Origin of the sequence: Dyadobacter soli (assembly GCF_900101885.1) — a bacterium.
GTDB classification, from domain to species: domain Bacteria; phylum Bacteroidota; class Bacteroidia; order Cytophagales; family Spirosomataceae; genus Dyadobacter; species Dyadobacter soli.
In genome coordinates, this window is the sequence record NZ_FNAN01000013.1 from 1 (window position 1) to 25059 (window position 25059).

At 52.1% G+C, this 25059-nt stretch carries 21 protein-coding genes; 15 read left to right on the forward strand and 6 right to left on the reverse strand.

Features of this window, described 5'->3' with window-relative positions; genetic code table 11:
- The coding region (locus BLQ88_RS21525; RefSeq protein WP_143016815.1) for an integrase core domain-containing protein at positions 1–260 on the forward strand (260 nt) is incomplete at its 5' end.
- A gap of 233 nt (positions 261–493) precedes the next feature.
- Here BLQ88_RS21525 and BLQ88_RS21535 read toward each other — a convergent pair.
- Complete coding sequence (locus BLQ88_RS21535; RefSeq protein ID WP_090154335.1) at positions 494–1258, reverse strand: NUDIX hydrolase; 765 nt, start codon at positions 1256–1258, stop codon at positions 494–496.
- A 322-nt stretch (positions 1259–1580) separates the two neighbouring features.
- Here BLQ88_RS21535 and BLQ88_RS21540 point away from each other — a divergent pair, with 322 nt between their 5' ends.
- Entirely contained in the window at positions 1581–4316 is a 2736-nt protein-coding gene (locus BLQ88_RS21540; protein WP_090154336.1) for a PQQ-dependent sugar dehydrogenase, read from the forward strand.
- A gap of 24 nt (positions 4317–4340) precedes the next feature.
- Positions 4341–5405, forward strand: coding sequence for a sugar phosphate isomerase/epimerase family protein (locus BLQ88_RS21545; protein WP_090154338.1), 1065 nt, complete (start codon positions 4341–4343; stop codon positions 5403–5405).
- A gap of 53 nt (positions 5406–5458) precedes the next feature.
- Here BLQ88_RS21545 and BLQ88_RS21550 read toward each other — a convergent pair whose 3' ends face one another.
- On the reverse strand, positions 5459–6502 hold the full coding sequence (locus BLQ88_RS21550; RefSeq protein ID WP_090154339.1) for an FUSC family protein: 1044 nt from the start codon (positions 6500–6502) through the stop codon (positions 5459–5461).
- Between the two features lie 97 nt (positions 6503–6599).
- On the reverse strand, positions 6600–8021 hold the full coding sequence (gene pdxR / locus BLQ88_RS21555; RefSeq protein WP_090154341.1) for a MocR-like pyridoxine biosynthesis transcription factor PdxR: 1422 nt from the start codon (positions 8019–8021) through the stop codon (positions 6600–6602).
- A gap of 101 nt (positions 8022–8122) precedes the next feature.
- Here pdxR and BLQ88_RS21560 point away from each other — a divergent pair, with 101 nt between their 5' ends.
- From BLQ88_RS21560 to BLQ88_RS21575, 4 genes are all read left to right on the forward strand, one after another.
- Positions 8123–8584, forward strand: a complete 462-nt coding sequence (locus tag BLQ88_RS21560) for a cupin domain-containing protein (protein ID WP_090154342.1) — start codon at positions 8123–8125, stop codon at positions 8582–8584.
- Positions 8585–8661: 77 nt separating this feature from the next.
- Entirely contained in the window at positions 8662–9537 is an 876-nt protein-coding gene (locus tag BLQ88_RS21565) for a dihydrodipicolinate synthase family protein (RefSeq protein WP_090154344.1), read from the forward strand.
- A 63-nt stretch (positions 9538–9600) separates the two neighbouring features.
- Positions 9601–10293: a hypothetical protein gene (locus BLQ88_RS21570; protein ID WP_090154346.1), complete on the forward strand. Its 693-nt coding sequence runs from the start codon at positions 9601–9603 to the stop codon at positions 10291–10293.
- 21 nt (positions 10294–10314) lie between these two features.
- Positions 10315–10986: a hypothetical protein gene (locus BLQ88_RS21575; RefSeq protein WP_143016901.1), complete on the forward strand. Its 672-nt coding sequence runs from the start codon at positions 10315–10317 to the stop codon at positions 10984–10986.
- 11 nt (positions 10987–10997) lie between these two features.
- On the opposite strand, the gene BLQ88_RS21580 is transcribed toward BLQ88_RS21575, so the two are convergent.
- Positions 10998–11363, reverse strand: coding sequence for a VOC family protein (locus BLQ88_RS21580; RefSeq protein ID WP_176885054.1), 366 nt, complete (start codon positions 11361–11363; stop codon positions 10998–11000).
- 588 nt (positions 11364–11951) lie between these two features.
- On the opposite strand from BLQ88_RS21580, the gene BLQ88_RS21585 reads away from it, so the two are divergent.
- From BLQ88_RS21585 to BLQ88_RS21615, 7 genes are all read left to right on the forward strand, one after another.
- Positions 11952–12629 (forward strand): outer membrane beta-barrel protein, encoded by a 678-nt coding sequence (locus tag BLQ88_RS21585; RefSeq protein ID WP_176885055.1) that lies wholly within the window; start codon positions 11952–11954, stop codon positions 12627–12629.
- 390 nt (positions 12630–13019) lie between these two features.
- A complete protein-coding gene (locus tag BLQ88_RS21590) occupies positions 13020–13802 on the forward strand; it encodes an RNA polymerase sigma-70 factor (RefSeq protein ID WP_229212796.1) in 783 nt (260 codons plus the stop codon).
- A gap of 50 nt (positions 13803–13852) precedes the next feature.
- The gene (locus BLQ88_RS21595) at positions 13853–14917 is read left to right on the forward strand and encodes a FecR family protein (protein WP_090154354.1); all 1065 of its coding nucleotides are present in this window, start codon (positions 13853–13855) and stop codon (positions 14915–14917) included.
- 30 nt (positions 14918–14947) lie between these two features.
- The gene (locus BLQ88_RS21600) at positions 14948–18397 is read left to right on the forward strand and encodes a SusC/RagA family TonB-linked outer membrane protein (protein ID WP_229212797.1); all 3450 of its coding nucleotides are present in this window, start codon (positions 14948–14950) and stop codon (positions 18395–18397) included.
- Positions 18398–18416: 19 nt separating this feature from the next.
- Complete coding sequence (locus BLQ88_RS21605) at positions 18417–19952, forward strand: SusD/RagB family nutrient-binding outer membrane lipoprotein (protein WP_090154357.1); 1536 nt, start codon at positions 18417–18419, stop codon at positions 19950–19952.
- Between the two features lie 6 nt (positions 19953–19958).
- Positions 19959–21089 (forward strand): mannonate dehydratase, encoded by a 1131-nt coding sequence (locus BLQ88_RS21610; RefSeq protein ID WP_090154359.1) that lies wholly within the window; start codon positions 19959–19961, stop codon positions 21087–21089.
- A 296-nt stretch (positions 21090–21385) separates the two neighbouring features.
- On the forward strand, positions 21386–22333 hold the full coding sequence (locus BLQ88_RS21615; RefSeq protein WP_090154361.1) for a hypothetical protein: 948 nt from the start codon (positions 21386–21388) through the stop codon (positions 22331–22333).
- 6 nt (positions 22334–22339) lie between these two features.
- Here the strand turns inward: BLQ88_RS21615 and BLQ88_RS21620 are convergent, their stop codons facing one another.
- Both BLQ88_RS21620 and BLQ88_RS21625 read right to left on the reverse strand, forming a co-directional pair.
- Entirely contained in the window at positions 22340–23068 is a 729-nt protein-coding gene (locus tag BLQ88_RS21620) for a LytR/AlgR family response regulator transcription factor (protein WP_090154363.1), read from the reverse strand.
- A gap of 12 nt (positions 23069–23080) precedes the next feature.
- Complete coding sequence (locus BLQ88_RS21625) at positions 23081–24151, reverse strand: sensor histidine kinase (protein ID WP_090154364.1); 1071 nt, start codon at positions 24149–24151, stop codon at positions 23081–23083.
- Between the two features lie 305 nt (positions 24152–24456).
- On the opposite strand from BLQ88_RS21625, the gene BLQ88_RS21630 reads away from it, so the two are divergent.
- A complete protein-coding gene (locus tag BLQ88_RS21630) occupies positions 24457–25056 on the forward strand; it encodes an RNA polymerase sigma factor (RefSeq protein WP_090154366.1) in 600 nt (199 codons plus the stop codon).
- Positions 25057–25059: the final 3 nt, after the last annotated feature.

The window sequence follows — 25059 nt, forward strand, 5'->3', positions numbered from 1 at the left end:
AAAACGGCGACCCACTGGAAAATGCAATCGCCGAGAGGGTCAACGGGATTATCAAGGATGAATATTTAGATACTTACCGCCTTAAAAATCAGGATGTCAGGGAATTCCTGAGAACCGCAGTGGATCTGTATAACAATGAAAGGCCGCATATGAGCATTGGGAACCTGACGCCAAACCAAGTCCATCAACAACCACTAAAAACAACTAAATTATGGAAAAGCTATTATTCTAAAAAAACAGCACCTGTAAACCAGTTTTAGGATTAGCAAACGATTGTAAACTTATGTCAGGATTTATTAACTAAACTGTAAACTTTTTCCAGGACGAGACAACAACGCAGGAGGCCCCGCCGGGGCCAAATGACGGGGAACCAGACTTTGCTATAAACAGGACGGCCCGCCGGGCCATTATCCGGCCCCATCATCCATCTTCCCATTCCTCCCTTTCGTCCGTCCTCCCGTTCCTCCCTTTCCTCCATCCTCCCTCAAAAATCCTACATCGAAAACGACACCCCCGCGGCCTTGGCCTTGTCATATTTCTCCTTCACAAACCGGTACAGGTACGGTGATTTGTTGGCGGCGCCGACGCGTTTTTCGTCCAGGCGTTCCAGGATGTCGTAGCTCATGAGGAGTTTTTGAAAGTTGCGGCGGTCGAACGGGCGGCCCAGGATGGTTTCGTATAGGCGTTGGAGTTCGGGCATGGTGAATTTTTCCGGGAGGAGGTTATAGCCGATCGGGTGGTTGCGCGCGTGCTGGCGGAGGGCTTTCAATGCACGCTCGATCATTTCGTTGTGGTCGAAAAGCAGGTGGGGCACGTCGGCGAGGGACCACCAGCGGCATTCGTCTGTGAACCAGTCGGGGGTGGGCTGCACCTGGGCGAATTCCACGAGGGCGTAATAACCGATAGACACGACGCGGCGGAAGATAATGCCGTCGAAAAAGCCTTTTCCGAAAGTTACTTCCAATTGTTCAAGCAGTTCTTTTTCAGGATGATAAACGTAGCGGTTCACGTTGCCGAACGTGTAAAACTGTTGCAGGTAAATGTCGCACAGGCCGGTGCGCTGGGTGAGAATGCGGTTTGCGGCGTCGTCGGCGGACTCGTCGAGCAGGATATGTCCGCCCGGCAGGCTCCAACCGTCGGTACCCTTCCAGCGCAGCAGCAGCACTTTCAGCTCGCCCTCATGAAACCCGAACACGGTGCAGTCGAGCGAGACTTCCTTCAATGCTTTATCAAAAAACTCCTTCAAATTGTGCTCCATCGGTAATAAGCTGACAATGAGAAAAAGTTTCAATGCGTAAATTTTACACAAAGAAAATTTTCTTTATCATTGTATCCATATTTTGGGTTGGTAAAATTCAATTTTTTATGAAATAGTTAATGTATAGACCTTGGCCCCGCCAGGTATTGCGCTGAGCGCACTAAGTCACCGGACATAGAAACGCGCAATGCAACACTCAACATTTAACACTCAACATTCAACTTTCAACATATAACTCTTAACACTCAACTTTCAACTCTTGACTCTTAACATTTCACTCTTACCATTCAACACAACAAACCTAATTAACAACATCTGCTTCATGAACAAAACTTCTGCACTTTTCGCTCTACTCCTGTGTGCTACGCTCGCTCACGCCCAGGTACCGGAGGAAAACCGGTTCCGGAAGGTGGTACTCACCGAAAACCTCAATGAACCACTGGAACTGACGGTACTTCCCGACGAGCGCGTATTGTTTATCGAGCGGCACGGCGCGGTGAAGTTGTACAGCCCGGTGTCTAAAAAGACAACGGTGATCGCTACCATACCCGTCAGCACGAAGTATAGCGATGATTCCGAGGCCGAGGACGGTTTGCTGGGCGTCAACATCGACCCCAATTTTGCCCAAAACCATTGGATTTATTGCTACTATTCCCCCGCTGGCGGCACGCCGGAGAACATTCTCGCGCGGTACGAACTGAAAGGCAATGCGTTGGATCTTGCTTCTAAAAAGGTGATTCTCCGCATTCCCGTGCAGCGCGATAACTGTTGCCACACTGGCGGATCGATCGACTGGGACGCACAGGGCAACCTTTACCTGTCCACGGGTGATAACACCAGCCCGCGCGCGTCCGACGGGTATGCACCTATCGACGAGCGCCCAGGCCGCAGCCCGTTCGATGCGCAGAAATCATCTTCGAATACGGCCGACTTGCGGGGCAAAATCATTCGCATTCACCCCGAGGCGGACGGAACTTACACGATTCCCGAGGGAAATCTGTTTCCCAGGAATGCGTCCGGTGCATACGATCCCAAAACGAGGCCGGAGATTTACACGATGGGCCATCGTAATCCGTACCGCATTTCGGTCGATAAAAAGAATGGTTATCTCTACTGGGGCGATGTGGGGCCGGATGCGGGCAAGGATTCGACCGGCCTCGGGCCTGCGGCGGAGGACGAGTTCGGGCAGGCGCGGAAGGCTGGAAATTACGGCTGGCCCTATTTCGTGGGCGACAATAAGGCCTATTGGGATTTCAACTTCGAAACCAAGCAGTCGGGCGAGAAATTCAACCCGGAAAAACCAGTCAACAACTCGCCGAATAATACCGGTTTGACGGACCTGCCGCCTGCGCAGAAGGCGCTGATATGGTACACCGCGGCCGAAACAAAGCGTTTTCCATTGCTCGGCTCGGGCGGGCGCAGCGCGATGGCCGGGCCGGTGTATCATGCCGATCATTTCAAAGATGCGAAGCGCGCGTTCCCGGCTTATTATGATAAGAAACTGTTCATCTACGAATGGATGCGCGACTGGATCATGGCTGTAACACTCAGTCCGAAAGGTGATTACGTGAAAATGGAGCGCTTCCTGCCTAATCTCAAACTCGAACATCCGATCGACATGGCATTCGGGCCGAATGGTGATATGTACATGCTCGAATACGGCCAGGGCTGGTTTATGGGTAACCCGGAATCAAAACTGGTGCGGATCGAATACAATGGCGGCAACCGCAAGCCGGTGGTAGTAGCTTCGGTGGATAAGAAGGCGGGAGCGGTGCCTTTTCAAGCGCAGTTTTCGTCGGCAGGAACGGAGGATTTCGACAAAGATTCTTTGCAATACCAATGGAAAATCACCGCTGCGGGTGCTCCACCGGTCGTTTTGAATGAGCCAAATCCTAATTATACATTTAAAATGAAGGGCATTTACAAAGTTTCGCTCACGGTTACCGATTCCAAAGGCCTGAAAGACTCACAAATCCTGACCGTTCAGGCGGGGAACGAGCCACCGCAGGTTTCGCTGGAATTGACGGGCGGTAACAAGACCTTCTTCTTTCCTGACAAAGCCATTCGTTACAAAGTGAATGTGTCGGATCGGGAGGATGGAAGTTTGGAGAAAAATACCATTGCGGCTTCCAAAGTAAAGATTACCGCGGCTTACCAGGATGCAGAAGACAAGCCGGCTGTTAATGCAGCAGGCCACCAGGAGGCACCGGTCACTTTTACGGCCGGGAAGATATTGATCGAAAAAAGTGATTGTAAAGCCTGCCATTTCACCGATAAAAAATCGATAGGCCCGGCATTTATCGACGTTGCAGCCAAATACAAGGCCGATGGCATTGCGGTAGCGTCGCTTTCGGACAAGATAATCAAAGGCGGCGCGGGTGTTTGGGGCGAAACGGCGATGTCGGCACATCCGTCGATCGGCCTGCCCGAAGCGGGACAAATGGTGAAGTACATTCTGAGTCTGGCTATCGAAAAGCAGGCCGCGACAATGCTGCAACCGGCAGGGGAGGTGATTGCCAAAATCCCGGACGGCGGCGATCCGGGAAAGGGTATTTACAAATTCATCGCCAGCTACACCGACAAAGGCGCTAACGGCATGCCCGCTCAGACCACCGAAAAAACGCTGATTTTAAAGAACCCGACATTGCTTTTCGGCAACGCCGACGACGCTTCAAAGGAAATTATGCGCTTTAAAATGGGTGAAAATAACCTGCTGATCGTCACACAGCCCAATACCCACGCTATTTTCAAAGGCATCGACCTCAGCGGCATCACCTCGCTGGATATGGTGGTAGCCGCGCCGAAGGACCAGCTGAACGCGCAGGGCGGCATTGTGGAAGTGCACGACGGCTCTCCTGACGGCGCCTTGCTGGGCAAAACCGAGTTTATTCCGCCCACCGACGATGCCAGCGCATTTACTTCGAAAACACCACCCAAGCCATTCCACCTACCTATTTCTCCTCTAAGCGGCGCCCGCGATCTGTATTTTGTTTTCAGGAACGACAATGCAAAAGGTGCCCTGTTCGTGCCGTTCTCGGTCACATTTGTTTCAAAATGATTTTAAATCCTAACTAATCTACTCATGAACAATTCACGTCGCCAATTTTTGAACCAGCTCGGATTTGCTACCGCGGGTTTGGGGTTTCTCTCGCTTGATGCGCTCGCGGCTCACGCATCTGCGTCGGCCATACCGGGCGCGGGAGCGTCTGTTGCGGGTGCTGCCAAATTCAATTTCGACATTTCCCTGGCCGAGTTTTCGTTCGCTTCCGAGCTTTGGGGAAGCAAAATGACCAATATGGACTTTCCAGCGCGAGCCAAGAATGATTATGACATTACGATACTTGAATACGTATCCGGTTTTTTTAATAACAAACAAAAAGACCAGGCTTACCTCAAAGAACTGAAACAGCGCTGCGACGACCTGGGCGTGAAAAATCATCTCATTATGGTCGATGGCGAGAACCTCACCGCGCTCGACGACGCGGCGCGCATGAAGGCGGTCGAGGCGCATTATCCCTGGGTGGATGCCGCCAAATTCCTCGGCTGCACGGCTATCCGCGTGAACCTGGGCGATGCGATGGCGATGATGTCGGGCAAAAAGGAAGAAGGCACGCCCGCCCAACTGGCAACTGCCGCCGTGGACGGCTACGGCAAACTGCTCGAATATGCGGGCAAAGCAGGCATTAATGTGATCGTAGAAAACCATTTCGGCGTCTCCACCGATCCCGATTGGCTGGTAGGCGTAATGAAGCAGTTAAAAGCACCCAACAAAGGCCTCTTACCCGATTTCGGCAACTTCTGCGCGGAAAGAAGCAAGCCCGAAACGCAGGATATCAAAGGTATTATGGCTACCAAATGCGTGAAGGAGCACGAGAAATACGAAGGCGTGAAGAAAATGATGCCTTACGCCAGGGGTATCAGCGCCAAAACGCACCAGTTCGACGCGAATGGCAATGATCCGGAAACAGATTTTATCAAAATGTTCAAAATCATCAAGGATTCCGGCTGGAACAACGGTATCGTAGGCATTGAATACGAAGGCGGCCTGATACGCGACATGGGCGGTGATACTTCCAAACCGACGAATGACGAGGGCATCCGCCAGACGAAGGCGCTATTGGAAAAGGTACTGGAAGAACTAGGTTAAAATTTGGTCATCAAACAATCGGCCGTCGGCGGTCAACGGTCGGCGGTCAAACCTTACTTCCTCCTTCCAAGCGCAATCTTGGTCTTACGGATCTGGCGGGTGGCGATCCAGTGTACGTGTTCATTGTACAGGATCCACCCGCCAATTGCGCCGATGATGCTGCCAATAAGAATATCGATGAAACGGGCCGCGATGAGGCCGGTAGGACTTACCGAAAGATCACTGCCGGACTCCGCCAGAAAAATGGTGAGTACCGTAATGAAAATCGCGGCGACGGCGTAGTTCCTGACTACCAGAAATTCGACGATTACCTGCAAAATGATGATGCTTACGCAGATCATCAGCGGGGTAGGGTGCATTAAAAGCAGCATCCAGGCTACGCCCAGGCCTATTAATGTGCCCAGTACGCGCTGCAAGCCCCTTTGCCACACGTGCCGTGTACTCGCGCCCTGCATGACCGCCGCGCAGGAAGTAGGCACCCAATATGGGTTTTCCAATTTCAGCAAATGCGCAATCAGCAATGACAGCCCGACCATAAACCCGAAGGTCGCGGATTCCACCAGGTTTACATATTTACTTTTGGTATGAGGTGGCGCATGCGTATTGTTTTTCACCACCAGCAATGCATATCCAAGGCCCAGCAAGCACGAAATGACCGTTCCGATGCCGATGTAGCCAATATTGACAGGGATCTTGTGCCAGTCGAACGGCATGCAAAGCGCCACGGAGGCGATCATAATGAAGAAGAAGTTGCCTGGCGGACGGTTCATTTTCAGATAGAACAATGCAAGGTGTACACCCATCGCGAAAAGCCCCAACGCCAATGCGCCGATGTACGGATTGAAGCCAAAAACCGCCCCGACAAGGAACGAGAGCATCATGCCAAACGAGCAGGCCATCAGCGTGACCATCCCGCCGGAAATGCTGAAAGTGTGCACATACAATATCACAAGAGCCGACATCGACGCCAGTTTTCCGCCTGCCATTGCGCCCGTAAAGTACCCACCCAGGATCGGGATGCCCACGCACAGGCCCGCCAGCACGGGAATATGCCATTTGCGGTCGGTTTCTTTGAATTCAAATATTTGTCGGAGCATGTTGCGGGGTGTTGAGGATGGGTATGGGTATGGTCAGGTGTGGTCAGGTGTGGTCAGGTGTTGTCAGTTGTAGTCAGGTATGGTTGGGTTGAGTGGGTCAGGTTGGCCAGGCGGCGGCGATCGCCTCGATACCTTCCCGCATTTGCGCTTCCGAAAGCGACGCATACCCGAGCCGGAAACCGTTGGCAAAACCTTTGTAGCAGAATGTATCCGGCGAAATCAATGCAATGCCTTTCTGCTTCAAAACCCCGGCAAGTTGTACCAGATCGACCGGTTTTTTAGGCGTGATCCAGAAAGCCAGCCCGCCTTCCGGTTTGGTGAAATCCACTTTGTCGGAAAGGTGTTGCCGGAGCAGCTTTTCAAAATCATCCCGCTTGGATTTGTAAAGCGAGGTGGCCCGCTTCAAATGCCGGCGAATTTCTCCGTCGTGAATTAATTGAAATACAGCTTGTTCCATCATATAGTCGCCCTGCACGTCGATGATCTTGCGCAGATTCGTGACCTTCTCGATCACCGAAGCGCAGGAGGCCAGGTAGCCGATCCGCAACGCGGGTGCCACGATTTTGCTCATCGTGCCGATATACACGTAATTCCGCGCCTGTTCGAGGCTGCTCACAGGCATCACCGGTCTCGGACTGAAATGGAATTCATGGTCGTAGTCGTCTTCAATGATCGTAAAGCCATATTCATTGGACAATGCGACAAGCTCCATTCTCCGCCGGAGGCTCAGCGTGACGGTGGTAGGAAACTGGTGATGCGGGGTGATGTACACCGCTTTGATATTGGGATATTCGTTTAAATAACCCCTGATTTCGTCGGTCACGATCCCGTGCACGTCCACATTCACGGGTAGCAGGCCCGCGCCCGCATGTGTGAAAGCTTCCCAGGCCGGTTTGTAGCCTGGATTTTCGATCAATACGTGGTCGCCGGGTTTCAGCAATGCGTGTGCCGTGAGGAACATGGCCATCTGGCTGCCACGGGTAATGAAAACCTGGTCGGACGAAAGCCGCATACTTCTTTTGTAATTGAGCATTTGCGCAATGGCGTCCCTGAATTCCGGATCGCCTGCCTCGTGCCGGTAACCCATCATCTGCCAGCGGCCTTTGCGTGCAAAAATCTGCCGGTAAGCACGCGCCAGCTCGTCGATCGGGGCTAACGCGCTGTCCGGCAACCCGTCGTCGAACGTTACCAATGGCTTAATCCCTGATTCCCTGATCAAGCCTGATTCCCTGATCAATGACTTTTCCAAGGAAGTCACCGGTTGCACGTCCGCCACAAATATCCCCCGCCGCTCCTTCGACACCAGCCAACCCTCGGCCATGAGTACGTCCAGTGCCTCGACGATTGTATTGCGGTTCACATTGAGCTGGACGGCGAGCTGGCGGCTACCGGGCAAAATGCTGCCTGTAACCAGCGTCCCGCTCTGAATGGCGGCAATTACCGTATCGGCGATCTGCATGTAAACGGCCTTTTCACCGCTGCGGTCGAGCGGGATGGCGAGTTCCCAGGGTCTTAACATCTGGACTACTTGTTTTTGTAATTTCTGAACCAGTAAGCTAGTCCAAAGTTACAATTCTTTTGTATCGCAATCATGCAAAAACAACTAAAAATTTCTGAACCATGGAAGTAACGACCCAACAATTCAGCTCCAAAGATTTCCACCAGACTTTCGCGCGTCCCGTGTATGTGAAGCCCGAAAAACTCATTCATCGCAACGTGGAGCAGGCCGGAGAGCACAACCAGTTCTCGACCGAAAGAAAGCACCCGGTATTCTTCGTGGATCTGCCTACCAAAAACGTGAGCATGACCATCGGCGGCCTGCTGCCCGGGCAGCTAACCAACCGTCACCGCCATACTTACGAGACGGTTTTGTATGTACTCGAAGGCAAAGGTTATACCGAAGTTGAAGGTGAAAAAGTGGAATGGCAGGCAGGCGATGCCGTCTACATTCCCAGCTGGGCATGGCACCGCCACCAGAACCTCAGTGATACCGAACCGGCACGTTACCTGGCCTGCGAGAATGCGCCGCAGCTCCAAAACCTAGGTGTAGCGCTTCGCGAAGAGGAAGGCCGCGACCTTTAACAAGTTTAAAGTTTTGAGTTGAATAGTTTAGTGTTTTTGAGTTAAATGTTTGATTTACAAAATCTTGATTTGATTAAATGAATAATATAAAAACCTTGAAAGGCATCATCGCATACCCGATAACGCCGTTCGATGCGGAGGAGAAAGTGGACCTCGGTTTGTTTAAAAAACTCACCGACAGGCTGGTAACATCCGGCTCGCATGCTATTGCGCCATTGGGCAGTACCGGCGTGCTGCCTTACCTGAATGATGCGGAAAAGGAAGCGGTGATCGAAGCGACCATCGAAGTGGTGGCCGGCCGCGTACCCGTAGTAGCAGGCGTTTCCAACCTCACCACCGACCGCACCATTTACCACGCCCGCTTCGCCGAAGCAGCCGGCGCGGCGGCGGTGATGATCATCCCGATGAGCTACTGGAAACTGACCGACGACGAGATTTTTATGCACTACCGGAAAGTCGCCGAGGCAATTTCCATTCCCATTATGGCCTACAACAATCCCGCAACCGGCGGTATCGATATGTCGCCCGCATTGCTGAAACGCCTTCTCGAAATCCCGAATGTGACGATGATCAAGGAAAGTACGGGCGACGTGCAGCGCATGCATTACCTGCGCAGGGTGCTGGGCGAGGAAGTAGCGTTTTTCAATGGCTCCAATCCGCTTGCCCTGGCGGCTTTCTCAGCCGGAGCTGTTGGCTGGTGTACCGCCGCCCCGAATCTGATCCCGGATCAAAACCTGGCTTTATACAATGCAATGCTCGCCAACGACCTCGCAACGGCCCGTCAGGCATTCGACCTTCAATCGGAGCTGCTCACGTTTATTACCGCTAACGGCTTGCCGCGCACCATCGCCGCCGGTTTGCAGATCCAGGGCATAGAAAGCGGTTTTCTCAGAAGCCCCCTCGCACCATTGGGTCCGGGAGACCTGGAAAAGCTGCGCAATCTTTTGCAGTAACCGCCATACAACGATTCCCGTATTTTTGGTGTCATTTCGGTTACAAAAAATAACCTGATCGCTATGAGACACCTGTACGGATTCATTATCGCCATCCTGCCCGTATTTGCTTACGGTCAGGATGTTGCATTCAAGAAGCAATCACATAACCCGTGGAAATTCGGTGTATTCGCCGGCCGGCCTGTGGCTGGGAAGATTTATGATAGCGGTAAAATGAAATCCGCTTCCGGTTTGAGTGCCGGATTGGACCTCGGCTATTATTTCGAAGCGCGTAAATGCGGCCCGTCCCTGCATTTCCAGCCCGGCTTCATTGCATTCAAAAAGACGGAGATAGACGGGGTTGAGAACAGCTCCTATTATATTGAATCAAAATGGAAATGGGAGGCGGTTCACTTGCCGCTTACGTTTCGCTACACATTGCCTACCGGCACCGTCAGGCCATTTGTAGAGGTAGGGATGAATTTCAGGTTGCGAACGGCCTATTCTTTCCGCAGGTCGGGCACCATATGCGGCTTCATATCATGCAATGCCGTGGACGGCGGCGCAGACATTCAAAATGTGGCCCGCAAAGACAAGCTGGGCATTCTCGCAGGCGTAGGTGTGGAGGTGGATGCGGGAAAGATCACGATCCCGCTAAGCGTACGGCTCGTTGACAGTTTCCTCCAACCAAAAGACTCCGGCGACCAGGGCCCGACGCCGACGTATTCCAACTTGCGGACCAAATTTATCCAGGTAACGGCAGGGTTTAGTTTGTAAATAATACAAAATCGAGCGATTATGAGACACTTGTACGCATTACTCATTGCTATCCTGCCCGTGTTCGCCTATGGGCAAGATGCCTTACGAAAGGGACATTTCGAATACGGCGTGTTCGGAGGCAAACAAATTTTCGGGAAGATTTACGACGAACGCAAAATGGAAGCCGTGTCGGGATGGGTTGCGGGCATTGACCTTGGTTACCGGGATAAATCAGGCATTTCGTTTCATTTGCAACCCAATTTCAGCACATTCGGGAGTGTTTGGGAAATAGAAGAAAGCAGTACCTATCACTACCGGAACGAGTGGAAATGGAGTGCAGTCAATGTTCCGCTAACTGCTCGTTACACCTTAGGCAAAGGAAGGGTCAGGCCATTCGCCGAAGCCGGGCTCAATTTGCGGCTCCGCACGCGGCTTTCTAGTGGCTATGAGTTTTTGCGCTGCGGTTTTTGCTGCTGCCATCCAAAAGTGGGCGTGGACGACATGCAGGAAAGGATGACCCATGACCCGGCAAATATTTTGGCTGCAATCGGTGCTGAAATAGATTTCCAAAGTGTAACTATTCCCATCGCTCTCCGGTTGACTGAGGGAATCGGAACCTACGACGTAAAACCCGACCCAACGCCCGGAAGCGGTTACGGAGCGCTCAAAACGAGGGTGGTGCAGGTCACAGCGGGGATCTCAATTCGGTAACTGCGAGGGTATCAGCTCACAAATGCAATCACATGCCCATCTGGGTCGGCAATGTAAAACTCCGTTCCGTAAGGCATTTCGCGTAGGGGCTGGATGATTTCAACATCCTTTTTTGAGATTTCTTCGAAAACACTGGCAGCGTCTTCGACTGAAAACAGCAGGTCGAGCTCTTCACTGGATGTTTTTGCGATCGGTTCTCTTGGTGCATTGTAATCGATTTTTAAATGGATGGTGTATCCGTCCTTTTCAATACCTGCGTAAAAATCGTCATACCGAAACCCGACGGTGAAGCCTAACTGGTGCACGTAGAATGCAATCGCGTTCTCGAGGTCGGCGACCAGGAGCAGCGGAGTGATTTGTTTGATTTTGAATGCCATGGTCGGAAAATTGTGTGTATCTGCATTGAAAAATCTCTGCCTCAACTGGGCTGGGCAAATGCCGTCAGGCATGTAATATTGGTAGCAAAGCACATTCCACGCACTTTAAAAATGCCCATGGGCATGTAACGGCAATGCAAACGTATTCCCTGTTGTCGCATCCCTGACGGGATTTGCCGGATTTGGATGCTTCGTCGTCTGCTACCAATGTTGCATCGCTACGCGATTTACTGCAATTTGCTGCGGCGCGATTTGCGGCTGCGTGACTTGCGTAACGCGTTTTGCTGCGGCGCGATTTACTGCTGTGCGTTTTGCTATGGCGCGATTTGTCGCTACTTGATTTGCTGCGGGCGATTTACCGCTGCGCGATTTGCCGCTGCGCGTCTGCTGCCGTTAAATTTACCGCTGCATAATTTCCGTTATGCGACTTTGCCATAACGCGATTTGCCGCCGAGCGACTTACGCTGCGCTTTTGCGATCATTACAATATGAAAATTCGTTCTTGAAAAAGTAACAAGATACTTAATTTCAATGCAATAAATGTTTACCTTTAGGTATCAACAGGTTACAATGCAAATCGCCATAGCTATGAAACGTCTCTTTACCCTGATCATCATGATTATCGCTGCCCAGACTGCTATTGCACAATCGGCTACGGAGACGCGGCGATGGGAGTTTGGCGCGATGCTCGGCCCTCAGGTTTCTTTCCTTGTACCACGGCAGGACGGTGATAAGCCGTTGAAGGGTGTTGTGGCCGGGTTGGACGTCGGTTATCGCTTTCAGGACGCTGCGAAAGGTTGGTCCGTGCATTTGCAGCCTTACTTCTCCGGGTTCAGGGGTAAAGGCACATCCGGTGTGAAAAACAGCAACTTCTATTTAGAAATAAAGTCCAAAATCAGGTCGTTCAATACGCCTTTATTGTTCCGCTACACTTTCTCAAATGGAAAAATACGGCCTTTCGCGGAACTGGGCGCCCAATGCATGGTCGCCAGCAGGTTTTCTTATAAAATATCAGGAATGAATTGCCCGGAGGGGGCGCCTTGTGAGCCGCTCAATGAGGAACAGATAAATCAAAAGCCAGGCGGCCCCCGCATAACCGCATTGGCAAGCGCCGGCGTACAGATAGATGTAGGGAAAGTCACCATCCCTATCACGATCCGCCTGGTCGAAAACGTGAAAAAGCAGGAAACCTACGATTTCGGCGGCGTAGAATACAAGGTCCCGAAATCGAGAGTAGTGCAGTTGACGGCAGGGGTGACGTTTTGATTTTTGACCGCCGACGACTGACCGCCGACGGCCGATCGCCGACGGCTGATCGCGGACTGCCGACCGTTGCTCTCGATTTAGTGTAATTTTCTAGATTCGCTTGAATGTCGCATACAAGGGATCGGCGGTCGGCCGTCGGCCGTCGGCGGTCCCTTTCTGCCTTCCCCCAAAATTTTTCCCCACTTTTTAGGTTATCCCGCCTTCCAAACCAGACTACATAACGTACTGGTAATCATGCCGCTTCAATCGCGTCTTTCTGACACAAGAAATCCTGAATAATGCAATTTTTTAAAAATATAGAACAATTGACCACGTGTCCTTCCGCATTTTCCTGTCTTACTTCTAAAAGCCTGTTTTAGAAAAATACCCATTTATAATTAAAGTTTACCAATGCTTTCATCGCGGGGTTTGGAGAATAACGAGAAGGAAAATTTCCGGGGAATGGGAGGGCCGCAGCAGGAGCGTACGCCTGGGCTGGACGGTGAAGAGAAGCAAATCCACTCGGAAGAAGGCCAGCATGACCGGCCCGATCGCCACAGTCCAGACCGGGTCAATCCAGACGGGGTCCATCCAGACCGGGTCCATCCAGACCGGGTCAGTCCAGACCGGGAACTCTTTATCCGTAAGACTTTCGAGACGAGTCCCGAAGAAGGTTGTGCGTTGCTTTTCAGGCTCTATTACAGTTCGTTATGCTCTTATGCCGTGCGGTTTTTGTATTCCAAAGATGCAGCGGCGGACCTGGTTTCGGAAATGTTTTATGCATTCTGGAAAAACCGGTCGTATGAATCGGTGAAGTCGTCTTACCGGGCCTACCTGTTCAAATCGGTGCAGAACCGGGCTTATAACCTGCTGGCGAGCGACCTTAAAAACACCGATTCCTTTGAGCAAATGCCGCACTACGACGTCGCGTCCACCGAGCGGCCCGAGGCGTTGATGTATTTCGAAGAGCTGGCGAGCCGGATCGACTACCTCGTAGAGCAGCTGCCACCGCAATGCCAGAAGGTATTCATGCTCAACCGTTTTGAAAACAAAAAAATACAAGAGATCGCCGCTGAAATGAACCTGTCGAGCCGGACTGTCGAAGGGCATATCAGCAAGGCATTGAGCACGTTACGGCAGGGGTTGAAGGACCACTGGACGTGGCTGCTGGCAATAGCATCTCTTTTTAACTGACGATCATTACCGAAACTTCCTAACACTATCCGATATTTAAACCACTGATCATGAATACATTGTCAGTAAATAAAGCACTCCTGTTCCAATACTTCGCCGGCAATGCGAGCCCGGCACAAAAGCGGCTGATCGCCGAATGGCTGGCCCTTGCTGAGAACCAGGAATTGTATTTTGAATGGCTCGCCGAATGGCAGTCGCAGTCGCCGCAGTTCCTGCCCGACGGCCAGGAGCGTTTCGAAGCTTACGTGCGCTATATGCAGCAGAACCCGAGCGTCGGACCGTCGAATGCAGGATCGCCGAAATCACAGGCGCCGGAGGGTATGCCCTTTGTCGAGAATTCTGCGCAAGAGCAGGTTCCGGTCGCCGGAAGGACACGTATCGGTCGCCGTCCGTGGCTGATGGCCGCGGCTTCCGTGATCGTTCTGGGAATTACCGCCTGGCTCGGCCGCGACCAGATTTTGTACAAAACCTATTCTACAAAATTCGGTGAAACGCGTTCGGTGCAGTTATCCGACGGTACCAAAGTCATTCTGAACGCCAACACTTCGATGCAGGTACCGCGGTTTGGTTTTGGAGAACAAACCCGTGAAGTGAAGCTGAACGGCGAGGCGTTTTTTAATGTAACCCACACCATCGATAACCGGCGGTTTATGGTGAAAACCGAGGAGAATTTCGAGGTTATGGTGCTCGGGACCGAGTTTTCGGTGTACACGCGGCAGAAAGGCGGGAAGGTTTTGCTTAAAAAAGGCAAGGTACACGTCCTGTTCTCGGAAGGGCAGCAGAAAAAACAGCTGGTCATGAAGCCGGGCGACCTGGTAACCATGGAGAAATCGGCTGCTAAGCCCGTTGTGAAGCCCAATGCCGACACGCAGAAACTCATCGCCTGGACCGGTAACCGGTTTGTTTTCGACAAAACACCATTGTCGGAGGTGGCTAGCCAGTTGCAGGAACATTACGGTATCCGGGTGGAAATTAAGGACAACCGGTTCGCCAACCGCACCGTGAGCGGCACATTCCAGCCAGAGAGCGGGGAGGAGTTGCTGACCTTGCTTTCCGAGCTTTTCGATTTTCGCCTGGCGCGTGAGGGCGAGGCATACCTGATTTTGCAGAAATAAGACTTTATATATCCCTATCCAGATCCCCGTATGAAACAAAGATCATTACTGTCGTTTGTTTGCTGTGGCCTGATGCTCACCGCCGCGCCGCCTTTGGACGCCCAGGTGCTGGCCTTCAATGCGCATAAAAACCGCATGCTGCCGCCGGAACAAACCACCAACCAGGTGAAGCTGCTCGACGTGCTTTTGCAATTGAAAAAATACTACAATGCCGACATCCTGTTCGAAGAGAGCCAGATGAGCGGCATTACCGTCACGGATTTTGTGTTTGACAAAAATCTGTCGGCGGAAAAGAACATGGAGGCATTGCTGAAATCGACGAACCTTACGCTGAAAAAGGTACGGAAGAATGCGTACATGATTTTGCCGAAAAGAATTGAGACTTCGGCAATCGGCGGTCGGACGTCGGCTGATTTGCAGGTACTGGCCGGTAGCCGGTCCGTCGTGGCGGATGTCAAGATCAACGGGACAGTGACGGATGCGAACGGCGAAGGCCTTCCGGGTGTGAATGTGCTCGTGAAAGGGACGATTAACGGTACCAACACGGATGTGAATGGTAAGTACGAGCTCGACGTTCCTTCGGCGGAATCGGTGCTGGTTTTTACTTCCATCGGTTTTCAGAAACAGGAAGTGACGGTTGGTCAGCGCTCGGTGGTGGATGTGAAAATGGCAGTGGAGACGCAGACGCTCGACGAAGTGGTGGTAACCGCATTGGGTATCAAAAAGGAGAAGAAGGCATTGGGCTACGCCATTTCCGAAGTGAAAGGTGAAGACCTGACGCAGGCGCGCTCGACCAACATTGCGAACAGCCTCGTCGGTAAGGTGGCCGGTCTGAACATTTCCAGCACGGCGACGGGTCCAAGCGGTTCGTCGCGTATAGTGATACGCGGTAACGGCTCGATTTCAGGCAATAACCAGCCGCTGATCATTGTGGATGGTATTCCTATTAATAATGATAACCTCGGTTCGGTGGCCATCGGCGCCAACCGCGAAGGCTCTTGGACCGGCTCCGACCGTGGGGATGGTATTTCGAGTTTGAACCCGGACGAAATCGAGAGCATTAGTGTATTGAAAGGGGCAACCGCGGCCGCATTGTACGGTTCACGGGCTTCCAATGGCGCTATTTTGGTTACTACAAAGGGCGGCAAGGCCGATAAGGGCATCGGTGTGGAAGTGAACAGCAACTTTCTCGCGGAGGATCTTTTGTTTAAATCCTACAAAGATTATCAGTACGAATACGGCCTAGGCAGCAACGGCGTGAAACCGACTACCGTGGCTGAAACTGCTACCCGCAACAGCTGGGGCGGTCGCCTGGATGGTAGCAACTCGATGAACTATGACGGCGTCGAGCGCCCGTACGTGGCCGCGAAGGACAATTTGCGCAAGTTTTACAATGTCGGTACCACATTCACCAACTCAGTTGCATTGACGGGCGCCACCGAAAAGGTGACCTACCGCCTTTCGATGAATGATTTGAACAACAAAGGCGTGCTGCCGAACAATACGCTCCGCCGCAACAACTTTGCATTGAATACGAATGGTAACCTCGGCAAACGCATTTCTTTCGTGGCGAATGCAAAATACATTATCGAGAAAAACCACAACCGCCCGCGCGTGAACGACTCGCCGGGGAATGCCAACTTCGCGATGTATGTCCTGCCGACGTCGCTCGATGTGGATGTGCTTAAAAATGCCCAGTTCGATGCGAATGGTAATGAAAAGGTATGGTCGGACAATCAGTATACCCAAAACCCGTATTTCGCGACGGAGCAGTTTCAGCAGGACGATAATAAAAAACGCGTAATCGCCTCATTTGAACCGAAATACACCATAACCGACTGGCTTTACCTGAAAGGACGCATTGGTTTCGATAATTTCAATTACCGTTACAAAAGCATCGAGCCGTACGGTACCGGTTATGTGCTGCGGGGAAGCTATACGTCGTCGCTCCGCGAGTTTACCGAAACCAACAAGGAGCTTTTGGTGGGTATTAACCGTAAAATCGGCGAAAAATTTGCATTCAACGGCCTTTTCGGTGGCAATATGATGAAGCAGGTAACCAATCTGAACGAGGTTACTGCGAACAACAGCTTCAACATTCCGTTCTTCTACGACGTATCGAATATCGACCCGGCGGCGCGCACGGTGACCGAGGCTTACATTGAAAAACGCATCAATTCGGTTTACGGATCGGCTGAGTTTTCCTATAATGGCTTCCTGTTCGTGACCGCTACTGCGCGTAACGACTGGTTCTCGACGCTCGCGAAAGGCAAGAACAGCATTTTCTATCCGTCGTTCGGGGTGAGCTTTGTGGCTTCGGAAGCATTGAAAATGCCTTCGGCGATCAATTACCTGAAATTCCGCGGGTCGTGGGCGCAGGCGGGTGGTGATACCGATCCTTACAATTTGTCGCTGTACTACTCGCTGAGCGGCGCGCATTTGGGCTCTGCATTGGCGCAGATCAACGGTACCCGCGTGCCGAACGGTGGTTTGCAGCCGTTGACTTCGACGGTTTCGGAATTGGGTTTGGAAGCGAAATTGTTCAACAACCTTTTGAATGTCGACTTTGCAGTTTATGACCGTAAAACGACCGATGATATCGTAAGTGCCACAATTTCAGAAACATCCGGCTACACCAGCGCATTGTTCAATGTCGGTGCGATCCGTAACCGGGGTATCGAGCTTTTGCTCGGCGCTACCATTGTGAACGGCAAGAAATTCACCTGGGACGCTTCGTTTAACATGGGTTACAATGCGAGCGAGGTACTGAGCCTTTACGGCGATTTGCAAACGCTCCGTGTGGACCAGTCGCGGCCGGGTTCGGCATTCATTCACCAGGATGTGGGCAAGCCTTACAGCCAGATCAAGGGGTATGATTTCAAACGCGACGCGAACGGAAATATCGTGTATAACTCGCAGGGACTTGCAATGGCGGGCGATATCAAGACTTTCGGCTCGGGCGTATCGCCCTACACCCTGGGTTTGAACAATACATTCAATTACAAGGGCATTAGTCTGAGTGTGTTGGTGGATGGTAAATTCGGCGGGTACATTTATTCAGGTACCAATGCGCTGGCGTACCGTTTTGGTTTGCAAAAGGAAACTTTGGTCGGTCGCGAAGGTGGTGTTACAGGCGAAGGCGTTACCGAATCGGGAGAGCGCAATACGGCCAAAGCACCTGCACAGGCCTATTACAGCAACTGGTACTCGGCCATCGCAACGCCATTTGTGTACAAATCAGATTTTATCAAACTACGCCAGATCATTATCCAATACACTATACCGAGCCGATACCTTGGCAAGTTGCCGTTCAAAGGGGCTTCGTTCTCCCTTGTTGGACGTAACCTGGCGGTACTCATGAAAAAAGTGCCGGTAATCGACCCGGAAGCGACCTACAACAACGGCAATGCACAGGGTGTCGAGTTTGCCGGTACGCCGCCGACGCGCTCTTACGGTGTTAACCTGAACCTGAAATTCTGATCCTTCAAAAAGAGAAATCATGCTTAAAAAATTAACCATATGCCTCGCATTGCTCGCCGGAGCGGGCGCGTGTACGAATGATTTTGAGGAAATCAATGTCAACCCGAATGCACCGAACACGGTACCGGTGGATTACCTGCTCGGCCAGTCGCAATTGCTGCTGACGGGTTCGGCAAGCGGCCCGGCATCGAAAGCCTGGCGTGCCAACTTCGGTTATGCGGCTTGCCTGATCCAGCAGATGTCGTCCATCGACGCGACATTCTATAAAGGCAGTTTTTATACGTTTTTGGGAGAAATCAACTCCGCGTTTTTCGACAACTCCTATACCTATGCTGTCAAAAGCATGGTGAACCTGATCGAGGTCGCAAAGCAGGACCCGAAGAATGTAAATGTGCTCTCGATGGCGCGCATTATCAAGGTCATGGAATTTTCCCGCACCACCGATTTGTATGGGGATATCCCGTATTTCGAAGCCGGAAAAGGCTTTATCGACGGCAATTTTTCGCCGAAATACGACGCGCAGCATGAGATTTACATGGATATGCTGAAAGAGCTCGAAGAAGCCGGGAAGGCATTCGACGCGGGCCAGTACATTCCCAAAGCGGCGGATTACATCTACGGCGGCGATCTTGACAAATGGAAACGCGCGGCAAACTCGCTCATGCTGCGCCTGGCAATGCGTATGCAAAAGGCCGATCCGGCAAATGCGCAGCTTTGGGTCAAAAAAGCCATCGACGGCGGGCTGATCACCGGCAATGCGGAGACTATTGCCGTAAAATTTGCCAACACCGGCGCGGAGATCAACTCCAATCCAAACTCCTGGATTCTCGGCCCGAGCGGCTCGAACATTACCAACATTCCGAACGCCGGCGTGCAATGGGCCAAAACGCTCATCGATATGATGAAGGAGCGCCAGGACCCGCGCCTTTCGGTGATTTCGATGACCAAAAGTGGCGATAACGGTGTGGCCAAACAGCGCGGCCTGCCGAATGCAACCGACGCCACTGGCCTCGCTGGATTGGACGAAAAGAACCTCGACAATTACTCGCGCCCCGCTACGGGCGTGATCGGCATCGCATTGCCGTGGGTGTACATGAGCTATGCCGAAACGCAGCTGCTCAAAGCGGAGGCAATCGAGCGGGGATGGGCTACGGGCAATGCGAAAGCGGCTTTTGTGGAAGGACAGTCGGCGGCGTTGACGCAGATGTCATGGGCCAATGCGACCATTTCCAATGCAGATATCGCAGCATATGCGGCCAAAAACGCCTACCCGGAATCGGGAACGCTTGCGGCGAAAATGAATGCGATCCACACGGAGGTATATTTGCTGTCGGCCAGTACTTTTAACCATATCGAGGGCTACGCCAACTGGCGCAGGACGGGCTACCCGGTGCTGACGCCCGTGAATTACCTCGGCAACGATACCAACGGCCAGATCCCGCGCCGCCTGCGCTACCCGCTGAGCGAAGAGGGTATTAATCCCAACTTCAAAACAGCGATCGAACGGCAGGGGCCGGATGTGTTCATGACGCGTATCTGGTGGGACAAGCAATAGGGTACTATGGAAAATACACGGAGGAATTTTATCAAAAACAGTGCACTGGCGACCGTGGGAACGGTTGCCGGTGCATTGACTGCGTCGCAATCGCTGGCCGCTAATGCCGCGCGCACAAGCGAAATCGCCGGTTATGCTCAGGACGGCGGTATGAAGTTCTGCCTCGCGCATTTCTTTGGGATGGACCCGAACCGCATTGCGCTTTCGAAGCAGATGAATGTGCTCGGCGCGGTAGGAGGGATCAACCCGCAGAGTGTGGGGCTGGCTAATGTCAAAAACTGGGAGTACGAGGCCGTTGTGGCCGTTCGTGACTTCTGGGCGAAGCACGGCATTACCTACCGCGTGATCGAAGGCCCGCCGTCGCTATATGAGAAAACCAAGCTGGGGCTCGATGGTAAAGACGAGGAAATAGCGACTTTTATCAAGTTTATACAAAACCTTTCGAAAGCCGGAATCGACACGGTTTGCTACAACTGGATGCCGGTCATCAGCTGGGCGCGGACGAAGCTCGACAAGCCCTCACGCGGGGGCGCACTCGTGAGCACATTCGACTACGAGGATGTGAAGGACAAACCGCTCACGAAATACGGCGACTTCACCCACGAAACCATGTGGAAGAACCTCGAATACTTCCTCAAAGCAGTGGTACCGGAAGCCGAAAAAGTAGGCGTGAAGCTCGCATTACATCCCGACGATCCTCCGGTGGACAAAATCCAGGGCATTCCGCGCATTATGACCTCGGCCAATGCATTCAAGCGACTGATCGAGATCGTCCCGAGCGAAAGCAACGGCATTACGCTTTGCCAGGGCACATTTGCAACTATGGGCGAAGACATCCCGTCCGTCATCAAGTACTTCGGTAGCCGCAAGAAGATCCATTTCGTGCATTTTCGTGATGTTCGTGGTAACAAAAATAACTTTGAAGAAACCTTCCACGACGACGGTAAAACCGATATGTACGAAGCCATGAAAACCTATTACGAAGTAGGTTTCCGCGGCCCCATGCGCCCCGACCACGTACCCACCGTCGTAGGCGACAGCAACGAACACGCCGGTTACAGCAACTACGGCGCACTGTTCGCGATCGGCTACATGCGCGGGTTGGTGGAATCGGTCGCGAAGGCGCATCGGGCGTGATGTGATGCGTGGGCCTGCACGTTGTTGTTACATTCCTGACGGGATTTCAAGATCGGGATAGTCGCTGGTTTAGCTACCAATGTTACGTGCCTGACGGCACTGGCATTCCGGGTGTAAAGTCGCGTTAGCGACGTAATATGGGTAGTAACAGGATGACCATACGCGGTTAATTAATGCCGTAGGCATGTAACAACAATGGAGCGTTTTGTCTGAACAAAAAATCACAGAACAGATGCAACGCTCCCGGCCCCAATTTCTGTCAATGCAGGCGATTGTAACCACCTAATCTTCGCGCCATGAAAGCATTCACTACCATTGCTTTTGCAATTCTATTCTTCATAGCCGTCTGGACAGAGCGGCGGGATACCGAAGGGACGATTAACCCCATTATTGGCGACATCAGCTTCGAGAAAAAATACGGAACCGCACCGAATGCCGATACCGACGACCAGCTTCGCATTGCCGCGCATCTGGAATATGCGGAAAAGGAGTTGAGAATGCGGGATGTGTCACAACTATCGGCTAAAATGCGCATTAAGCGTGCGCAGATGCTCGATCTCCTGCACGAATACTGGTCTGCCGGGCTATTTCCGAAAAACTACAAGCACGAGGGGCGAAAACCCTGCTTTATCGACCAAAATGGCACGATTTGCGCAGTGGGTTACCTCATCGAACAGACGGCCGACCGGGCGACGGCAGAGGATATCAACAGCCGCAACCAATACGCTACAATATTGGAAATGAATGACAAGAAGGTGGACGACTGGATCTCCCAAAGCGGCCTCAGCAAGGAAGAGTGCGCGATGATTCAACCTGGTTACAATTACATACCTGACTACAAACCCGAGATCAAGCCCGCATACGCGATCACTTCATCGATACTGATCGGGCTGAATGGTACGTCGTCGGTCATCAATGCAGTGGAAGTAGGTAAAGGAAGCCGCACGAACGCCACACCTGTGCTGGGAATTGTGGGCGGGGCTGGCCAGTTTATCGCGGGAGCCGTCGGTTTCAACCGGAAGAACCAAGTCGATGGAGCTAGCGGCACCTGGTATGCAGGCAAAACGCAAAGGAACGTCTCCATGGTCAATATGGGACTGGGCTCGCTGAGCATCGGATTGAGTATCTGGAACCTGGCGGTGAACAATAAGCCGATTTCAAGACGCTCCGCCTGGGATGTGCGCAGCTTTCCGGATGCGAATGGCAAGTCGGGTGTGGCGCTGAGTTTTACGCACAAATTTTGAAATGCATTACTGCCATTTCGTCAACAGCTCCTTGAAAGCGTCTTTGTAAAGATCGCCCACCGGAATGTCGACGCTGCCGATATGCACGGCACTTTTGCTGATCGAATCCACTTTGCCCACGGCGACTATAAATGAGCGGTGGATGCGGATGAATTTTCCGCCGGGCAGCTTTTCCTCAATCGCTTTCAAACTGCTATGTGAAACCACCGGGCTGCCATTGGCCTGGTGGATTTTGACATAATCCTTGAACGACTCGATGAACAGAATGGCATCGAAATCTATTCGCACCAGCTTATAGTCAGATTTTACAAATAAATAATTCTCACTCGAATCCAGTTCCGGTTCGTTTGCCGAGTCTCTGAGGTTTTCAAAATACTTTTTCGCCTTCATCGCCGTCGCCAGGAACTGGTTGTAGCCGAACGGTTTAAGCAAATAACCCAGCGCATCCACTTCGTAACCCTGTACGGCAAACTGGTTGTAGGCTGTCGTGAACACAATGCGCGTTTTGGTATCCGGGTTCTGGCTCAGCACTTTCGCCAGTTCCATGCCCGTTAGTTCAGGCATTTGGATATCCAGGTAAACCAAATGGATATTTTCCTTCGTGATCACTTGCAGCGCATCCAGCGCATTGATATACCTGCCATGCAAATGCAGAAATGGCGTTTGCTCCACAAATGCGCTCACAAGGCCCAATGCGAGCGGTTCGTCGTCGACGGTAATGCAGTTCAGGGTCATGTTGGCTTGGTTTTACGTCAGGTTGATGGTCAGGTTTACGGTGTAAGTGTTAGCCTTTTCGTCGGTAAGGATTTCCAGCCGGTGCTTTTCCGGATACAAAAGGTCGAGGCGCCGGCGGGTATTGTTCAGTCCGATGCCGCCGCTCTCTGCTCCCGCGACATGCTGCGTCGGAAAAATATGGTTTTCTACATGCAATTTCAATGCGCCGTTCGCCAGTCTCGCATCGATCCGTATTTCGGATTCCTGCGAAGCGTTGATACCGTGTTTGAATGCATTCTCAACAAACGGCAACAGCAGCATCGGCGCGATGGGGTAGTCGGGAACCGCCTCGTCGCGGGTGTATTGGACGTTGCTGCTGCTCTGCACGCGGAGTTTCATGAGCTCGATATAGTCGTCGATAAAGGCAAATTCGAGGCTGAGCGGCGCCACGTCCTGCTGCGTTTCGTAGAGCAGGTAGCGCATCATGCGCGAGAGCGTAAGCGTGGCCTCGCGCGATTCCTCGACGTTGGTGTAAGATAGTGCGTATATATTGTTGAGTGTATTGAAAAAGAAATGCGGGTTGATCTGTGCCTTCAACAGCGCGAGCTCGGAGGTAATGTTCTGTTTTTCAACGGCATCGCGCAGGCGGGCATCGGCCTGCCAGCGCTGGATTACGGCCATGCTCGTGCTCACGCCTATGACGAGCAATGTCGTCATCAGCAGAATGCCGTCGATCAGGTGCCTTGGTTTGGGGCCGCCGTGGTGCCTCGGGCGCGGCATAATGCGCTCCATATGCCGGCGGATTTCGAGTTGCTGATCGGCTATTTTGCTTACTACCAGCATTAATACAACCAATGCGACAACCCACAGAATGAATACGAAAACCTTGTTTTTCAGAAGGTAACGCGGCACGAGGTAATGCGCATTGAAATAAAAGAGTGCGACCAGCAGCCCGAAATTCAGGAATTGTTTTACCCAAAATACCGCAGGCAGGCTCACGCCCCACGACAATGGCTGGTAAAATACGAGCACAAAGCCGAGCAAGGCCCACGCAAGCAAATGCATCGCGACCACTACGCCGCCTTTTGTGTTTTCTCTGGTCATTGACGTAAAAATAGCAGGCAAACCGCGGTATTTAACAATGCTTCGACGCGGTTTCGACGTATCGTGGCTTTTGAAGGTTAAACGGCCATTCTTTGCCGACGGGCCATTTGAGTTGTCGGAATGGGTTTGCTAACGGGCGGTTTATCGGGTAAAACGGGCCATTCAGCTACACATTCGGGCTCTCTGTCCAAGCGGCTTTTATTCGCGGCTTACATTCATTCTCTTTGTATTGGGCGATACCGGCAAGGCATTCCCGATAAGCGAAGTAAACCCGCTGAATGATCCATTGAAAAAGTAAAGAACGTATGCTCAAATTCCTGAATAAAATCATTTTCGATCCGAACGACTTCCGTTCGGTGATCGCGGCTTGCATTGCGGGGAACAGCCAGGCGCAGCATATTTTGTTTAAAAAATACTTTGGTTATGCCAAGAGCATCTGCCTGCGCTATACCTATTCGCCGGAAGAGGCCGAAGAAGTGCTGAATGAGGGTTTTTTCAAAGTTTTCAATAACCTGGAAAGGTATGATCCCGAGCAGCCGTTCAAAGCCTGGCTCAGGACGGTGATGGTCAACAATGCGATCAGCTATTTCAGAAGGAACAAAAAGCATTACGCCGCCCGTACCGCTTTCGACGAAATCCCCGAGCCGGGCATTGCCGACGACGCGGTTTCGGAAATTACCGCAGGAGAGATCATGCAGCTCATTCAAGAACTGAAACCGATCTATAAAACAGTGTTCCTGATGTACGCCGTGGACGGTTACAGCCATAAGGAAATCGCCACGATGCTGGAAATCAACGAGGCTACCGTGCGCTCGCAATACGCACGTGCCCGTGCGCAGTTGCAGGAGGTCATCACGCTGCATTACCCCGAGCTCGCCGGCCAGTATGCGATGCTGTCGTTTTAAAAA

Bases quoted from the DNA above. Each gene is read 5' to 3' on its own strand.
- BLQ88_RS21535 (WP_090154335.1), bottom strand. From the start codon at position 1,258: ATGGAGCACAATTTGAAGGAGTTTTTTGATAAAGCATTGAAGGAAGTC.
- BLQ88_RS21540 (WP_090154336.1), top strand. From the start codon at position 1,581: ATGAACAAAACTTCTGCACTTTTCGCTCTACTCCTGTGTGCTACGCTC.
- BLQ88_RS21545 (WP_090154338.1), top strand. From the start codon at position 4,341: ATGAACAATTCACGTCGCCAATTTTTGAACCAGCTCGGATTTGCTACC.
- BLQ88_RS21550 (WP_090154339.1), bottom strand. From the start codon at position 6,502: ATGCTCCGACAAATATTTGAATTCAAAGAAACCGACCGCAAATGGCAT.
- pdxR (WP_090154341.1), bottom strand. From the start codon at position 8,021: ATGTTAAGACCCTGGGAACTCGCCATCCCGCTCGACCGCAGCGGTGAA.
- BLQ88_RS21560 (WP_090154342.1), top strand. From the start codon at position 8,123: ATGGAAGTAACGACCCAACAATTCAGCTCCAAAGATTTCCACCAGACT.
- BLQ88_RS21565 (WP_090154344.1), top strand. From the start codon at position 8,662: ATGAATAATATAAAAACCTTGAAAGGCATCATCGCATACCCGATAACG.
- BLQ88_RS21570 (WP_090154346.1), top strand. From the start codon at position 9,601: ATGAGACACCTGTACGGATTCATTATCGCCATCCTGCCCGTATTTGCT.
- BLQ88_RS21575 (WP_143016901.1), top strand. From the start codon at position 10,315: ATGAGACACTTGTACGCATTACTCATTGCTATCCTGCCCGTGTTCGCC.
- BLQ88_RS21580 (WP_176885054.1), bottom strand. From the start codon at position 11,363: ATGGCATTCAAAATCAAACAAATCACTCCGCTGCTCCTGGTCGCCGAC.
- BLQ88_RS21585 (WP_176885055.1), top strand. From the start codon at position 11,952: ATGAAACGTCTCTTTACCCTGATCATCATGATTATCGCTGCCCAGACT.
- BLQ88_RS21590 (WP_229212796.1), top strand. From the start codon at position 13,020: ATGCTTTCATCGCGGGGTTTGGAGAATAACGAGAAGGAAAATTTCCGG.
- BLQ88_RS21595 (WP_090154354.1), top strand. From the start codon at position 13,853: ATGAATACATTGTCAGTAAATAAAGCACTCCTGTTCCAATACTTCGCC.
- BLQ88_RS21600 (WP_229212797.1), top strand. From the start codon at position 14,948: ATGAAACAAAGATCATTACTGTCGTTTGTTTGCTGTGGCCTGATGCTC.
- BLQ88_RS21605 (WP_090154357.1), top strand. From the start codon at position 18,417: ATGCTTAAAAAATTAACCATATGCCTCGCATTGCTCGCCGGAGCGGGC.
- BLQ88_RS21610 (WP_090154359.1), top strand. From the start codon at position 19,959: ATGGAAAATACACGGAGGAATTTTATCAAAAACAGTGCACTGGCGACC.
- BLQ88_RS21615 (WP_090154361.1), top strand. From the start codon at position 21,386: ATGAAAGCATTCACTACCATTGCTTTTGCAATTCTATTCTTCATAGCC.
- BLQ88_RS21620 (WP_090154363.1), bottom strand. From the start codon at position 23,068: ATGACCCTGAACTGCATTACCGTCGACGACGAACCGCTCGCATTGGGC.
- BLQ88_RS21625 (WP_090154364.1), bottom strand. From the start codon at position 24,151: ATGACCAGAGAAAACACAAAAGGCGGCGTAGTGGTCGCGATGCATTTG.
- BLQ88_RS21630 (WP_090154366.1), top strand. From the start codon at position 24,457: ATGCTCAAATTCCTGAATAAAATCATTTTCGATCCGAACGACTTCCGT.